11 protein-coding genes are annotated in these 15,129 nt (G+C 64.1%); 4 read left to right on the top strand and 7 right to left on the bottom strand.

Annotation, left to right across the window (positions count from 1 at the left end):
* The first annotated feature begins 13 nt into the window (after positions 1–13).
* The gene (locus tag V3572_RS04910; RefSeq protein ID WP_332109865.1) at positions 14–3,937 is read left to right on the top strand and encodes a class I adenylate cyclase; all 3,924 of its coding nucleotides are present in this window, start codon (positions 14–16) and stop codon (positions 3,935–3,937) included.
* Here the strand turns inward: V3572_RS04910 and V3572_RS04905 are convergent.
* The 6 genes from V3572_RS04905 to V3572_RS04880 all read right to left on the bottom strand — a co-directional run bounded on the left by V3572_RS04905 (position 3,928) and on the right by V3572_RS04880 (position 7,948).
* Positions 3,928–4,368 (bottom strand): hypothetical protein, encoded by a 441-nt coding sequence (locus V3572_RS04905; RefSeq protein ID WP_332109864.1) that lies wholly within the window; start codon positions 4,366–4,368, stop codon positions 3,928–3,930. The two genes, V3572_RS04910 and V3572_RS04905, sit on opposite strands and share 10 nt — an antisense overlap.
* Positions 4,365–4,601, bottom strand: coding sequence for a hypothetical protein (locus V3572_RS04900; RefSeq protein WP_332109863.1), 237 nt, complete (start codon positions 4,599–4,601; stop codon positions 4,365–4,367). Before V3572_RS04900 ends, V3572_RS04905 begins: the two co-directional genes overlap by 4 nt.
* A gap of 65 nt (positions 4,602–4,666) precedes the next feature.
* Positions 4,667–5,677, bottom strand: a complete 1,011-nt coding sequence (moaA, locus tag V3572_RS04895; RefSeq protein ID WP_332109862.1) for a GTP 3',8-cyclase MoaA — start codon at positions 5,675–5,677, stop codon at positions 4,667–4,669.
* Positions 5,674–6,309: a molybdenum cofactor guanylyltransferase gene (gene mobA, locus V3572_RS04890; protein ID WP_332109861.1), complete on the bottom strand. Its 636-nt coding sequence runs from the start codon at positions 6,307–6,309 to the stop codon at positions 5,674–5,676. Before mobA ends, moaA begins: the two co-directional genes overlap by 4 nt.
* Positions 6,306–7,049, bottom strand: a complete 744-nt coding sequence (locus tag V3572_RS04885) for a formate dehydrogenase accessory sulfurtransferase FdhD (protein ID WP_332109860.1) — start codon at positions 7,047–7,049, stop codon at positions 6,306–6,308. The genes mobA and V3572_RS04885 overlap by 4 nt, the downstream gene beginning before the upstream one ends.
* Positions 7,050–7,051: 2 nt before the next feature.
* On the bottom strand, positions 7,052–7,948 hold the full coding sequence (locus V3572_RS04880; RefSeq protein WP_332109859.1) for a formate dehydrogenase accessory protein FdhE: 897 nt from the start codon (positions 7,946–7,948) through the stop codon (positions 7,052–7,054).
* Between the two features lie 803 nt (positions 7,949–8,751).
* Between V3572_RS04880 and V3572_RS04875 the strand changes: the two genes are divergently transcribed.
* From V3572_RS04875 to V3572_RS04865, 3 genes are all read left to right on the top strand, one after another.
* The gene (locus V3572_RS04875; RefSeq protein ID WP_332109858.1) at positions 8,752–9,543 is read left to right on the top strand and encodes an alginate O-acetyltransferase AlgX-related protein; all 792 of its coding nucleotides are present in this window, start codon (positions 8,752–8,754) and stop codon (positions 9,541–9,543) included.
* A 189-nt stretch (positions 9,544–9,732) separates the two neighbouring features.
* Positions 9,733–12,762, top strand: a complete 3,030-nt coding sequence (locus V3572_RS04870; RefSeq protein WP_332109857.1) for an acyl-CoA dehydratase activase — start codon at positions 9,733–9,735, stop codon at positions 12,760–12,762.
* Positions 12,759–14,084 (top strand): CoA activase, encoded by a 1,326-nt coding sequence (locus tag V3572_RS04865; protein ID WP_332109856.1) that lies wholly within the window; start codon positions 12,759–12,761, stop codon positions 14,082–14,084. The genes V3572_RS04870 and V3572_RS04865 overlap by 4 nt, the downstream gene beginning before the upstream one ends.
* Positions 14,085–14,286: 202 nt before the next feature.
* Here V3572_RS04865 and V3572_RS04860 read toward each other — a convergent pair whose 3' ends face one another.
* Positions 14,287–15,048 carry a TlyA family RNA methyltransferase gene (locus tag V3572_RS04860; RefSeq protein WP_442877354.1) on the bottom strand — a complete coding sequence of 254 codons (762 nt, stop codon included), beginning with the start codon at positions 15,046–15,048 and terminating at the stop codon, positions 14,287–14,289.
* Positions 15,049–15,129 lie beyond the last annotated feature (81 nt).

The following is a 15,129-nucleotide window of genomic DNA, read 5'->3' as shown; positions in this document are numbered from 1 at the left end:
CAGGCTTTTGGCCATGCCCACGCCGCCCCTCGACATCCTCACCGGCATCCTGCGCCGGGCGCTTTTTTCCCTGGCCGGGCCGGACTATACCGCCTTATCGCCCCTGATCCGCCAGGCCATGGCCTTTCTGGAACACGAAGACCCCGGCGTCCCGGCCACCCAAGGATACGCGGCGGATGTGGCCTCGCTGACGGCGGCCATGATCGAAGACTCCCATTCCCCGGGATTTATCAAGTCGGGTTTGGAAATTCTTTTGCGCCTCGGATATGCCGGGGAGTCCCTGGCCCTGTCCTTCGCCTGCAAGGACATTGTTTCTGGCGAACATCTCAGGGCCATTTTAGGCGCTCTGCCAGTTGAAGCGAAACTGCTTTTAGCCAACGCCATCCTGCGTTTTCCCCGTAGCGGACGTCCGGAGTTGCAACGCTTCGCCCAACATGCCCTGGAAGCGGCCATCGACCAAAGTCCCGACGACATTCTGGTCCTCCTGGACACCCTGCATCTGCGCGGCGAGACGCCCTGCCTGCCCCTGCGCGACGAATGCCTGCATGGACGGCTGGGGCAATGGCTGGAACGGCTGGTCAAGATGGACCTGTATCCGGAACAGGTGGCCTTTTTGTCCCGCATGGCCGCCGCCCTGCGCAGCGGCGATCTGGCCGAGTCCCTGTTGCGCAACGCCGCCGGACTGCCCGACGACACCTTGGCCAACCTGTGCCGGGCCCTGGCCGATCAGCCCTGCGCCGCGCCTCCCGAGGTGGCCGCCACCCTGGCGGAACTGCCCGCATTGTCCGACGACGACCCCCGGACCACCCTGGCCGTCCTGGAGGCCGTCAGCCGCATGGACCCGGCCCGGGCGGCCGAAATGGCCGCCGCCCTTTACGCCGGTCGCGCCTCCTTGCGCCGCTGCCTGCTGGTGGTCCCGGTTTTTTTGTTGCGCCCCCAGTTTCCCGTTTTCATCCGCGCCCTGCCGGAACCGCTTCGGGCCGTGTTTCTCGGGGAATTCCTCTTTTTTCTGGCCCGAAGCGGGGATGAGCGTTTACAGGCGCTTTTGGAGGAGACCCGCCGCAGCCATGGCCTGCGCCCCGACGATCTGCCGCCGCTTTTCACCGCCCTGGAGCGCGAAGGGGAGGCGGCCGACCGGTCCATGCCTCCAAAGCCCCGGCGCGTCCGGGTCGAACCCCTGCCGGAGCCCGAGGCCGAAAGCCTGCTGGGCAAGCTCAAATCCCTTGTCGGATTGGAAAAGGCGGCCTCCAGCGGGGAGATGAAACCATCGGTTCTGGACGCCCTGAAAAACGGCGGCGAACTTGTGGGCACGGCTGTGTCGGGCGTGGCCCGGCCGGGGATCGAACTGCGCGATGTGGTGTTCACCAAGGCCAACCTGGACTGTGTGGATCTTTCGCGGTGCGTGCTGAGCCGGGTGGTCTTTCGCGACTGCCGCCTGAAAAAGGTGGACTTCACCCTGGCCCGGATGGCCGGGGTGCGTTTCGAGGCCTGCCGTCTCGACCTGTGTCGGTTTTCCGGAATTTCCGCCAAGGGGCTCGTCTTTTCCGGAAGCGACCTGTATCGGGCATGGCTCGACGACGCCGAGATCAGGGAACTGCGCGTGACGGGTTGCGCCGTGCATGAAGGGGACTTCTACGGCTTGCGCACGGCGGACTTCGAGGCCTCGCGCACCCTGTTCGCCATGGGCGACTTCACCCAGGCCGTGTTTTCCCGGGCGAGGTTTTTCGGGGTGGACCTGGAGGACTGCGTTTTCGCGAAAACCGTCTTCGACGGCCTGGCGGCCTCGGGATGCCATGTTCGCGGCACGACGCTTTCCGACTGCACGTTTTCTTCCCTGCACACCGACGAACCCGCCCTGCTTTCGGCCCACCGCCTGTTCGTCCGCAATCGCCTGATGAACCTGGCCGTCGCCCCGCAGCCCGCCGTGGAGCCGGTGCGGCCAGGCGGCGACGACCTGTCGTTGGCCACCCGGCTGGTGGAATCCTGGTGCTTCGACATGGAAACGGTGCATCGCCGGGTCGCCGTCCTGACCCACAACCGCCGCCGCCTGGACTGGGCCCTGGAAAAGCTCGGCGAGCCCGATGCGGATTTTCTGCGCTGCCTGCCAAGCCTTGTGGAATCGCCCCGCACCTGGACCTCCAAGGGCTGGGTCGCGGCGGTTCCGGGCCGAATCACAGGGCACCATCCAAGTTTTTCGGCGTTTTCGGCCATGCGCCACATCATGGGCGAGGCCTGCCCGCCGTTTTCCCCCGTCCAAAACGCCGTGACCATCCTCGGGCTTTTCGCCATGGGCAGCCTGGGCACCGTGGCTCAGGGGCAGGCCTCGGATCTGGACATCTGGGTCTGCCTGGCCGACGAGGACGCCTCCCGGCGTCAGATCGACCGCTTTCGCAAGAAAATGGACGGACTCCGGGCCTTGGCCGCCTCGCGCAACATCGAGGCCCATTTTTTCGTCATGACCGACGCCGACATCAGGGAGAATCGCCTGGGGCTTGGGGATGAGGAGCAATGCGGCCAGGCCCGGGCCATGCTGCTCAAGGAGGAGTTTTTACGAACGGCCCTGTTTCTGGCCGGGTGCAAGCCGGCCTGGTGGTTCGTCGCCCCCGGGATCGGCGACGAGGTCTACGCCCGGACCCTCGACCGGCTGACGCGCCATGGCGCTCCGGCCGCCACGGACATCCTGGATACGGGCAACGTGCGGCGTGTGGAGGACGAGGCCATCCTCGGGGCCTCCCTGTGGACCATTGTCAAATCCCTGGAAAACCCCTTCAAGTCCATCATGAAGTTTGCCCTGCTGGAAAAATATCTGGATGGAAACGCCCAGGGGACGCTTTTGTGCGAACGGATCAAACGTCGGCTGTTTGCCGGGCGGACCACCCTTTTCGACACGGACCCCTACGTCCTGCTTCTCGACGAGGTGCGGGCCTTTCACGAGGCCCGGAACCACCGCGAGGCCCTGGCCCTTTTGCGCATGGCCTTCATCCAGAAAACCGGCATCGACCCGCAGGATCCGGGAAGCATGACCCGCCAGGACCAGCCCGGGCAAAGCGGCGGGGAAGGTCTGTTTCGGGCCGGATACTTTTTTGATCTGGACGAATGCCGGGCCGTCCGGCAGTCCTCGGAAACGGCCGCATCCGAACCAGCGGGATTTGGCGGCATCGCCGAACTGACGGCGGCCGGAAAACACATCGCGGATTTTCTTTTCGGAACCTACGAGCGGATTCGGGAGCGCCTTTCCATTGACGAGACCGACCACGCCGCAGAACCGGACAGGCGCGATCTGGCCGTCTTCGGGCGGCGCATTCTCAGCCGTTTCGGCGCGCGCAAAAACAAGATCGGGCGCATCCCCTTCGTGCGGCCGCCGAATGGACTGCTCCAGTCCTTGGAAATCCTTTACGACGAACAGGAACACGGATTTTCGGCCCGGGGGGAATGTCGCAGCCCCGATGGCCGAAAGGCGCCGGAATACATCCGTTCCGAGCGATCCCTGGAGCGGCTGGCGGCATGGCTGGCGGCCAACGGCATCCACTCCCCCGGGGTCTACCTCAAGGCCGCCACCGTCAAAGCCCCCTTGTCCGTACCCGACATTCAGGGGCTCTTTGCGGCCCTGGCCGCAGCCTTTCCCGTCAAGGACACCTTTTCCCCGCCCCTGGCCGAAGGGTTGGCCCCGGAACGCATCACCAGGGCGCTCCTCGTGATCAATCTGCATAGGCCCCGCGAGGAAAAAGACATCACGGAGGTGGGGTTGTACTATTCCACCAACTGGGGGGAGCTTTTCTTCGTGGAGGGAACCCAGGCCCTGGGCCTTTTGGAGCCTGCCCCCCACGACTTCGTGCGCTACAATACCGGGCTTGATGTGGACCCCCTGGCCCGCATCGAGACCTTTGTCCCGGCCAAGGCCGCCTGCCCCAGGCTCAACCTGTCGTTTTACGCATAGATTTTGGAGGGATCGCGGTACAGCCTGGCCGCGTCGAATCCCGCCCTGGCCCGGTTGAAGAACCAGTAGAAGCCCGGCAACACAACGCCCCGGTTGCCGATGGCGTCGAGGCCCAGATGCCAGGCCATGCCGCATACGGCCATGCCCAGCAGGGACGACCCTGCGGCCAGGGCCGCAATCCCGCCCAGAATGATCCATTCCCAGGCATGCAACACAAGGTACAGCCGGTTTAAGCGGGCCTCGTTGCAGCTTTGGAAGAAATCCCGCAGGCCGTACCAGCCGCCCCGGCACAGCACATAATCGGCCAGGTGGTCCACATCGATCAGCACGCTGGCCGACGCGGCGACGGCCATCTCGAGCGGCGTCCGTCCGGCGGCGTACAAAAGAGCCGCCAGGGGAATCGCGGCGGCAACGTGTCGTGAGGCCTTCATGGCTCTTCCCTGCCCCGGGCCGCCTCCCGGCCTGTGGCGGTCAGGCGGCCGCTGTAGAGCGATATGTCGTATTCGTAGAAGCCCCGCGCCGCCAGCGATCGAAAAACGGCCAGGGCGCGGCGTTGGGGAAGCCCAAGGGACACGGCCACCTCGCCGGGCATGCGCCGGTCGGGAAAGGCATGATCTTCCTGTGCGGCCAGGGCCGCAAGCACCTGCCGTTCGTCTTCGGTCATGTCTCCACGCGTCATCTGAACGTCCGTAGGGCCGTCGCCTTTTCCTTCGTCCAGGCGGGCCGGGCCTATCCGCCGATGGCCGACATCATGCCGTGGATGGTCTGGCCCGAACCGTTTTGCTTGGCAAGGAGCTGGTAGCCCAGGGGTTTTTTGCGCAGGGCCAGGCGCATGACCCGGCCCACGGCCTCGGGGCCGAGCTTGGGGTGGCGCAGCATGGGACGCAGGCGGTACTGCTTGTCGGAAAACAGACAGGTACGAAGATGCCCGTCCGGGGTGATGCGCAGGCGGTTGCAGGAATGGCAGAAATGGTCGCTTAGGGCCGAGATGACCCCGAAGCGCCCCAGGCTGCCGTCCACGTGATACATGCGGGCCGGTCCGGAATCGCCGGGGCTGCGCTCCACGGGGGCAAGCCCGGCCAGTTCCCCGGCCTGGGCCAGAATGTCCTTTGCGGACCAGTAGTATTCCGGGCTCCACAGGGTTTGATCCCCCATGGGCATGAACTCGATGAACCGGAAATCCACGGGGTTTTGCCGGATGAAATCGAGGAAACCGGAAAGCTCGTGGTCGTTTATGCCGCGCAGGGCCACGGCGTTGACCTTGAGCAGCATGCCTGCGGCCATGACCTCGTCCATGCCCCGGCGCACGGCGGCGAAAAAATCCGAACCGGTGATCCGGGTGAAGGTGGCCGGATCGAGGCTGTCCAGGGAGACGTTGATGGCCGTGACGCCCAGGTCGCGAAGCTCCTTCGCCTTGCCGGGCAGGAAGGTGCCGTTGGTGGTCAGGCGCAGATCGACCTCCGGATGCCGCTTGAGGATGGATTCGACCAGAAAAAGAAAATTGCGCCGCAAAAACGGTTCGCCGCCGGTGAGGCGGATCTTGTTGATCCCGAGATCCCGGGCCAGGTCCACCATGGTCAGGAGTTCCTCGTAGCGCAGGATGTCGTCGTGGGGAATGTAGGGCATCTGCTCTTTGGGCCGACAGTACAGGCAGCGCAGATTGCAATGATCGGTGATCGACAGGCGCAGATAGCTGACCGTGCGTCCAAGATCGTCGGTCAGGGGGGGGGAGGCGTTCACGAAACCAGCTCCATTTCCCGGGCCAATTCCAGGTCGCGGGGGTAGTTGATGTTGAAAAAGGGTTTTGCCGCCAGGGGATCGGCCGGATCATAATCCAGATGATGCCGGATCGTCTCGGGGAACACGGCGGAAAGCCGGTACAGGCCGCTTTCGACGGCCCGGCGCAAAATTGGCGCGCCAGCCGGTTCGTACACGGCCACCAGGGACTCCACATAGCCCGTGTCCGTGCGGCGGTAGGTGGTCATAAGGGCCGTCGCCGGGCGTCTGCGCCTGGCCTCCAAAAGGTTCGTCAGGGTGTCCTGGCGCAGAAACGGCAGATCGCAGGAGACGGCCAGGATGGGGCGGCCATAGGCCTCCAGGGCCGTGAGGATGCCCCCGGCCGGACCCGTGCCGGTGACGGCGTCGGGCAACCAGGGGACGGCCACGCCGAAAGGAGCGGGGTCGCGTCCGGACACCGCCGCCTCGCCCACGACCCGGACCAGCAGCTCCACCGTGGCGGCCAAGAGCGAACGTCCGCCGATGACCTCGGCCGCCTTGTCCCGGCCAAGGCGGGTGCTTCCGCCACCGGCCAACACCACGCCCAAAACCGTGTCGAGTGTGGGAGGCGCTGCCGGGGACGGGTTGGCGGTCATAGGACGAACCTCCCTGCCGCATCGCAAAAGACCGTACACCGGTTCTCCGCCTCCCGGACGAACCCGGCCAGGGACAGGCCCCCTTCCTGGGCCAGACGCACGGCCTCGGTGGTTACGGCGGAGCGGCTGACCACCGTGCGAAACCCGGCCCGCAAGGCCTTGTCGCACATGCTGGCGGTGAACCGGGCGGACAGAAAAAGCACCAGCCCGGACAGGCTCTTGTCGGCCAGATGGGCCTGCCCGCACAGACGATCCAGGCAGTTGTGGCGGCCGATGTCCTCGGCCTGGAAAGGGAACTCTCCCGTATCCGGGTCGTAAGCGGCGGCCCGATGAAAGCACCCCGTGCCGTCCCACAATCCAGGGGCGGCGATGAATCGGCGCATAAGCGACACCACCTGCCCGGCGCTCAGGCGGCCGCCATCCGGCTCCGGCATGTTCCGGGACGGCGCAGGCACGGCCTCGAAGACGAAACGCCGCGCATCAGGGGCGACATCCTTGCCCATGGGCGCCGGAACATGGCCCGCCGGGCACATTTCCAGCCAGGCGTGCCCCAGGGCCAGGATGTCGAGATCAAGGGGCGCGGCGAAAAGACGCCTGGCCGGTCCCGGGCCGCAGCCGACCTCGATGCCCACCTCGATGGCGATGTCGTCGTCGATATGCGCGACCGCCCCGTCCCGGTACCGGCGGCACGGCAGGCTGGCGACGACGCTTTCGATGGACGCCCCGGGGCGAGTCGGCATGTTCAAAACCCCCAGGCGGAAAGCACCGGCCGGGTAAAGCCCATCTTTTGCACGGCCATGTCCAACGTCAGGGATTCCAGATCGTCCAACAGAGGATAGGAAGGCCGGTCGAATTCCCGGAAATCCGTGGTCTTGATGTAGCGCTTGCAGGTGGCGCAGGTCTCGACGCGGTAGCCCGGCTCGTCCTCGGTGGAGAAATAATCGAGCTTTTTGGCGTCGTCTTCGCCGCAAAACGGGCAGACCAGACGCCTGGCCCGGTATTCCACATGACAGAAGGAACAGGTCAGATGCCGCACGCCTTCCTTGCCCACGAAGCGGCCATGCAGCGGCGGGCTGCCGCATACGGGACAGTGGCCGTGGGTCCAGGACCGGTCCTTGGGGAAGCGGCCGTATATCGCGCTGCCGATGACCTCGAGGCCAGGCGCCAGGGCGGCCTGGACCAGGAAGGCCGGAAGCCGGGGAGCGTCGGGGGTCAGGATCTCAAGGGCCTGGAAGGATATTTCGTCTCCGGCGATGTGGGCGTTCATGGCCGCCCGGGGATCGAAACCGCCGTCGGCCAGGGCGGCGTCAATCCGAAGGATGGCCGTGCCAAGCGGGGTGTCGGTGCGCCTGATCCAGTCCGCCAGCGACGTAAAAAGCTCCATGGCCAGGGTGCGGTCGGGATTGAAACGCTCCCTGGGAAAAAGACATGCTCCGCGCAGGGCTTTTTCCACATCCAGGGGCATGTCGGCCACTTCGCGTGCGCCGCCGGACTCCAGGATGCGCCCCTTGGTCTCCATCTGCAGTTCCAATGTAGCGGACACCAGGGCCAGCAACGGCGCGGGAAAGTAGGTTTTTTTCGCCAGCGCGGCGGATTTTTTGGATATCAGCGTTTTTTCCCTTTCCAAATCGGGATTCATGAGGGCTCCTTGGTGTGTTTTGTCGAACATAAGTCAAATACCAAAAAAATCAATTCGAGTGATGGCCTTTCTCCCCCTCCGAACCAGCCGGGATGTCCATGGCGGAACAATCGGCCGATCCGGACGGCATCGGCTGGAAACGAACGCCCCAGTCCGGCACATGGAAAACGCCTTTGGGACTGCTTCGTAAAATAACAACGAGTTGATGCTCCATGCAATCGTTTTCAAAGAACAGAATTTGTCCGCGAAAAAGCTCGCTGCATATTCGCATAATGATGGCTGTGCATGCTGTTGCACATATGCATGGCCTCGAACAAGAGGAGATTACACTTGACAAGTTAAACGGTTTGGTAAATAGACACCCCACGCTTATCAAATTATTTCAAACCATTTCAAAATATCTCAACGTTGTGCGCTGGCGCGTGTTTTCATATGATTGCTTTTTCACCATAAAATAGACCTCTAATATTCGTAAAAAATTTACATAACGAGTTTATTTCATCCAGAGCTATAACAGCACCATGAAAAATTTTATCCTGTTGTCTGTATCGGCGATTGTATGTGTCTGCATTATGGAATCCGCTCTTTCCTTGTATGAAAAATATATACATTATGCCGAATACAATCCATCAGGCGATGTTATAAATCTACAAAACCTCAATTACAACGATTCAGAAATATCCAAAACAAAGCCGGACGCCGAGTTCCGGATCCTCAGTTTCGGCGATTCCTTCTGCCACGCCACGGTCTCTCCAGCCTACTCCTACAACGGTATTTTGCAATCTCGGCTTCAAGAGAAGGGCGTGGCGGCCAGGGTCGTCAATCTTGGCGAGCCCATCTCCTCCATTCCCCAATATCTCGCCACCATGAACAACTGGATGCCCCAAATCGACCACGACATGGTTCTGATCAATATTTTCGCGGTCAACGATCTCGGAGAACTGTCCCGCGACGAACTGCAAGACGACGGATATCTGAATCGCATCCTGGGCGACCTTTTTGTGGACGTCCAGACCGGACGCAAGCGTCTCGACCATGTGCCGCACATGTTCCCCTTGCGTGTTCTGGATTATCTGCACACCCTGTATTCTTATTTCCGTGACGGCGCATTCGTCCACCGTTCCGTCCCTCCGCCCTACACCCTGGCCCACGGTCCCGTCTCTCCCGAGGTCTTTGTCCGCGTGGTCGCCAACGACCTTGCCATCTGCGCCCTTGAGTCCCGCGATAGCCATGGCCCGGCCTTGGACCGCGTGGCCCAACTGGCCCGCGTCCTTTCGGACCTCAAAGCCCGGGGGAAGCGCGTCCTGATCACCATTTCACCGGGGGAGGTCCAGATCAATCCCACACTTTTTCACGAGGCTGTCGCGCGCCAAAACGCCGATCCCGCGAACTATGACCTGGATCTGCCGAACACCATGGTTCGTGAAACCATCCAGGCCGTGGACCCCAGTCTGGAGGTCTTCGACCTCACCCCACTTCTGCGGGAGGCCATGGCCCGTGGGAACAATCCCTACTATCCTTCGGACGCCCACTGGAACGTCGACGGCAACCGCATCGTCGGCGAGGCCCTGGCCGAACGGATCGGACGCCCGTAACCCCCGGACCTGATCCTGCCGTCGGGCGTATCCCCGCCCGTCCCCTTTCAGGCGATACGCGCGGTGGACAAACCTCCCCGGCGCGGATATATCATCTTCCCCTCGCTCTTACGGCTTGTCCCGATCCGTTACAAACGCCGACTATCGTCCGTCCCGGCCGTGAGCGCGCAACAGCACCGGAGGTGGCCTGTGCCTTACGACATCGGCGTGGATGTCGGCGCCGTGAGCGTCAACTGCGCCGTTCTTGATGCCGATGGCCATGTGGTCCATGAAGCCCCCTATGTCCGCCATTTCGGACAGGCCTCCCGGGTGGCGCGATCCGTCATCAGCCAGACCATGTCCCTCTTCGACCAAGGGGACGTCCGCAGCGTCTCCTTCACCGGGAGTCGTGGGGAGCGCATGGCCAAACGCCTGGGCGCGCCCCACGAGGTGGAGACCATCGCCCAGGCCACGGCCGCCGTGCATATGGCCCCCGGGGTGCGGTCCATCATCGCCATGGGCGGCCAGGATGCCGCCTTGTTCCAGATCGATTACGACGCCTCGGGATCCTGGCGGCTGGAGTCCTTCGCCATGAACGGTCCCTGCGCCTCAGGCACGGGGTCGTTCATCGACCAGCAGGCCGAACGCCTGGCCCTGTCCATGTATGGCGGCACGTTTCGCATGGATCAGGACAAACTCGACCAGGTTCTGGCCGATTTCGTGGCCCTGGGCGAACAAAGCGCCTATCCGGCCCATGTGGCCTGCCGCTGCACGGTGTTCACCAAATCGGACATGATCCATCTGCAAAACAAGGGCGAAACCCTGCCCAACATCATCGCCGGGCTGCATCACGGCACGGCGGCCAATTTCATCAGCACCATGCTGGCCGGGCGAACCCTGCACGCTCCGGTCATCTTCATCGGCGGCCCGGCCGGAAACAGCCTGATGCGCAAGGCGTTTCGCCGCTATTTCCCGGGTCTTGCGACCCCGCCCCACCACGCCAGCCTGGGGGCCGTGGGCGCGGCGCTCTGCACCCGGCTGGCCGGACGCGCAAATGCCCTGGACCCTGCCGTTTTGGCGGACAGCCGGATCGCTCCCGAAGAGGAATTCGCCCGGGCCCCCCGGCTGGCGCTTTCCCGGTCCCATTTCGATCCGGACAATACGCTTCCCGAAATCCCGGACACCCAGGGCGACCCCATCCCGGCCTGGCTCGGGGTGGACATCGGCTCCACCTCCACCAAATACGCCCTGGTGGATGCAGACGGCCGCCTCCTGCACAAAAACTACGTGCCCACCAGGGGCAAACCCATTGAGGTCGTGCGGGAGCTGCTTTCCGGACTGACCGCCGCCCTGGCGGGACGCTTCGCCCTGGCGGGCGTGGCCACCACGGGGTCGGGACGCAACGTGGCCGGGGATTTCCTCGACGCCGACCTGATCGTGGACGAGATCACGGCCCACGCCCGGGGCGCGGTGGCCATCGATCCCGACATCGACACCATCTTCGAGATCGGCGGGCAGGACTCCAAATACATCGCCATCGAAAACGGCCGTCCCACGGATTTCGTCATGAACAAGATCTGCGCCGCCGGGACCGGCAGTTTCCTGCACGAGCTGGCCAACAAGCTGGGCATCAACATCGTGGGCGAGTTCCAGGACGTGGCCCTCGGCGCGAAAAATCCCGTGGCCCTGGCCGAACGCTGCACCGTGTTCATGGAGTCCGACCTGGCCGCCCACGCCCAGAAGGGGGCCGCCCGGGACGATCTCATCGCGGGCCTGTGCTACGCCATCGTCCACAACTACCTGCACCGGGTGGTGGAAAACCGCCATGTGGGCAAACGGATCATGTTTCTGGGCGGGCCGTCGCTCAACAAGGGCATTGTGGCCGCCTTTGAAAACGTCCTGGACCGGCCCATCCTGGCGCCCAAAAACCGGGAGGTCATGGGGGCCTATGGGGTGTCGCTTCTGGTGCGCGACGCTTTCCTGCGCGGCGAGAAAAAAAACCGGCCCCGAGATATCGGCGAACTGGCCGCCACGGAGGTAAGCTTCAAGGAGACCATCTGCCGCGCCGACCCGGCCTGCGGCAACGAATGCAAGCTCAAGGTCTATCGCTTCGGGGGCCGCAAGAGCGTCTGGGGCGGCGATTGCGGGCGCTACGAGGCCCGAGTGTCCGACATTCCGGCGGAAACCGATTTTTTTGCGCTGCGCGAGGACATCTTCCGGCGGCATCTCCAGGCGGCCGGCAACGGGCATGGCCGCCCCATGGCGCCCGCCGTCGGCCTGCCCATGGCCCTGCATTCCCTGGAATGGGCGGTCTTTTGGACCACCCTTTTGACCCGCCTGGGCTTCCGGGTCGCGCCAAGCGCCAAGACCAGCCGCACCACCGTGACCGCCGGAGTGGAGTCCATGACCGCCGAGACCTGCTTTCCGGTCAAGGTCTTCCACGGCCACGTCAAAGGCCTCCTGGACGCTGTGGATTTCCTCTTTCTGCCCACGGTGGTGAACATCCCCTCACCTGTCGCCGAGGAAAAAGGGCTTTTCTGCCCCATGCTGCAAAGCTCCCGGTATCTGGTCGCCGCCGCCCTGGACATCCCGCCAGAGCGCATCATCGGGCCCACCCTGCTCCTGGCCCACGGCCCCAAGACCCTGGCCCATGCCGTGGGGAGCGCCCTGCCCGCCGGACTTCGCCCGGCTGCGGCCGCGATTCAAGGCGCGGTGAGGGCCGCCTTCGCCGCCCAAAACGCCTTCCAGGCCGATCTGCGCCAGGTCGGCCGCAGCATCCTGGATCTGCTCCCGGAGGATGAACCCCTGTGGATCGTCAGCGGCCGTCCCTACAACCTGCACGACGAACGCCTGAGCTTGGGCCTTGGCCGGTTGGCCGCCCGGCTCGGAATAAAAACCGTCCCCCTCGACCTCCTGGACGTCTCGGCCACCCCGTTGCACCGTTTTCCGCGCATGTACTGGGGGCTTGGCAGCCGCATCCTGCGCGCCGCCACCGCCACCGCCGAGACCCGCAACCGCTTCGGCGTGCACCTGGGGAACTTCTCCTGCGGCCCGGACTCCTTTCTGGAGCATTTTTACAGCCACATCATGGGCGACAAGCCCTACCTTTTGCTTGAACTCGACGAGCACAGCGCCGCCGCCGGGATGATCACCCGCATGGAGGCCTTCGCCAACGTGGTGCGTGAAAACATGCGCCTGTCCGCCATGTCCGATAAGCCCCGCCGGGAGGCCGCCCCATGACCGCTCTCCCACCCCCCTCGCTTGCGGGCAAGACCCTGCTCATGCCGAACATGTCCCCCACCGGATCGCCGCTTTTGGTGGCGGCCTTGCGGGCCTTTGGCGTCAATGCCGTGGTCATGCCCACCATGAACGGCCTCTCTCTCGGCAAGGAACTGACCTCGGGCAAGGAGTGCTTCCCCTGCCAGGTGACCCTGGGCGATGTCCTGCACTATCTTGCCCAGGAAAAAAAACGGCTCAAAGAGGCCTTTGCGGCCAAAGACTACGTCTATTTCATGCCCGAGGCCGGAGGCCCCTGCCGCTTCGGCATGTACAACACCCTGCATCGCATCGTCCTGGACCGCTTTCCGGAATTTCGCGACACGTCCATCGTCACGCTCAGCACCGACGACGGCTACGACTCATCAGCAATCTTCCCCCGCGAGGCAGCCGGTCCCTTCCGCAAGCTGGCGTTCACGGCCATGATCCTGGCCGATGTCCTGGACCGTATCGCCTGCCGGACCCGGCCCTACGAAACGGTTCCCGGCGCCGTGGACGCCTGCATCGCCGCCGCCCTGGACGACATGGGCCGGGAAATCGAGGCCTCGGGCGCGGCCCTGGACTTCTCCCCCCTGGACCGCCTGGCCGCCGAAACGGCCCAAAAAGCCGCCCGGCTCATGGACCACTCCCTGCCCCGGCGGCCCCGGGTGGGCATCGTGGGCGAAATCTATGTGCGCTCCCACCCCGGCTCCAACCAGGATCTCATCCGGACCCTGGAGGCCCTGGGCGCGGAGGTGGTCAACGCCTCCCTCACGGAATGGTTCAACTTCGTCACCCACTTAAATCGCCGCGATGCCGCCCAATCCTTCCAGGCCTGCCTCAAAGACCTGGACGTCCCCGGGCTCGCCGCCGCCGCAAAATTCCGGCTCGTCTCCCGCCTGACCATGCAGTGGCAACTCAAACGCCAACACGCCGTCTATGCCAGGGTGCTTCCCCACCTGGACATCGCCGCAGACCACGACGTGGCCCACCTGGAAACCTATCTCGACAGCGGGCGCCTCTACAGCTTCGCCATCGGCACCGAGGCCGGAATCAGCATCGCCGGGGCCCTGGCCTATGCCCATGACGCCTTCGACGGCGTGGTCAACGTCTTCCCCTTCACCTGCATGCCCAGCACCATCTGCTCGGCCATCCTCAAGCCCATGCTGCTCAAACAAAACGTCCCCTACCTGGATTCGCCCCACGACGGCTCCAACCAACCCAACCGCGACATCACCATGCGGACCTTCATGCATCAGGTGGGACGCCGCGCCGAGTTGCGGATGATGGGCGGGAGTAAGGGGTAGGCGCAGGGGGATTGGCGGGGGGAGCCCTCCGGGGGCCAAAGGGCTTCGCCCTTTGGAATCCCACGTAATCGGTTGGGGCGGAGGCACAAGGCGGATGACGGGCAACGGCGCGCGGTAAGCGGTGATGCCGTCTGAAATGTTCTTTCAGGATGCGGCGTTGGATGATTCTTGAAACGCGTCTGGTGGCATATCGTGAGACGTATCAATCCGTTTCGAGAGACTTCTTGAAATAGGCCAGATATTCCTGGTTGCCCTTGGGGCCCTTGATCTTCGACGGCGTCACGCCCACCAGTTCCAGGCCGCATTCCTGCCGGGCAAAATCCGTGACCTTGGCCACGGCCTCGGCCTGATCCTCCTCGCGGCGCACCACGCCCTTGTCCGTGCGCTCCGGCCCCAGCTCGAACTGGGGCTTGATTAGCGCCACCACCTCGCCGCCCGGCCGCACAAACGCCAGACACGGCGGCAGCACCAACGTCAGCGAGATAAACGATACGTCCAAGACCAAAATGTCCACAGCCTCGGGCACAAGATCCGGCCCGGCATGCCGTAGATTCACCCCTTCCAGCACTACCACCCGGGCATCGCCGCGCAGCTTCTCATGCAACTGCGAATGGCCGACATCCGCGGCATAGACGCGCACCGCGCCATGCTGCAACAGGCAATCCGTGAAGCCGCCCGTCGAGGCCCCGGCATCCATCCCGACTTTCCCCGCAACCTCAATCCCAAACGCCTCTATGGCCGTCAAAAGCTTATACCCGCCCCGGCTGACGAACCGCTCCGCCTCGCTGACCTCAAAAACAACCCCCTCCCCGAACTGGCGGCCCGGCTTGTCCACGCGCTCCCGCTTCTCCCCGGACGCCACCCACACCTTTCCGGCCATGACCAGCCGCTTGGCGCGCTCCCGGGAGTCGCACAACCCCTGCTCCACCAGCCATTGATCCACCCGTTCTTTCCGCTTGGCCATGCTCGCCCCCTGTTGCCGGGGAGAGGCCGCGTCGCGCGGCAGGGCCGTGTACGCCTCGGCCGACTTCCTGTATACTTCCCT

Origin of the sequence: Desulfolutivibrio sp. (assembly GCF_036584575.1) — a bacterium.
Lineage (GTDB): Bacteria > Desulfobacterota > Desulfovibrionia > Desulfovibrionales > Desulfovibrionaceae > Desulfolutivibrio.
This window is presented reverse-complemented; position numbering and strand designations above follow the sequence as displayed.

What these genes read in the sequence shown, in the direction of transcription:
- V3572_RS04910 (WP_332109865.1), top strand. Translation starts at nt 14, where the DNA reads ATGCCCACGCCGCCCCTCGACATCCTCACCGGCATCCTGCGCCGGGCG.
- V3572_RS04905 (WP_332109864.1), bottom strand. Translation starts at nt 4,368, where the DNA reads ATGAAGGCCTCACGACACGTTGCCGCCGCGATTCCCCTGGCGGCTCTT.
- V3572_RS04900 (WP_332109863.1), bottom strand. Translation starts at nt 4,601, where the DNA reads ATGACCGAAGACGAACGGCAGGTGCTTGCGGCCCTGGCCGCACAGGAA.
- mobA (WP_332109861.1), bottom strand. Translation starts at nt 6,309, where the DNA reads ATGACCGCCAACCCGTCCCCGGCAGCGCCTCCCACACTCGACACGGTT.
- V3572_RS04885 (WP_332109860.1), bottom strand. Translation starts at nt 7,049, where the DNA reads ATGCCGACTCGCCCCGGGGCGTCCATCGAAAGCGTCGTCGCCAGCCTG.
- V3572_RS04880 (WP_332109859.1), bottom strand. Translation starts at nt 7,948, where the DNA reads ATGAATCCCGATTTGGAAAGGGAAAAAACGCTGATATCCAAAAAATCC.
- V3572_RS04865 (WP_332109856.1), top strand. Translation starts at nt 12,759, where the DNA reads ATGACCGCTCTCCCACCCCCCTCGCTTGCGGGCAAGACCCTGCTCATG.
- V3572_RS04860 (WP_442877354.1), bottom strand. Translation starts at nt 15,048, where the DNA reads ATGGCCAAGCGGAAAGAACGGGTGGATCAATGGCTGGTGGAGCAGGGG.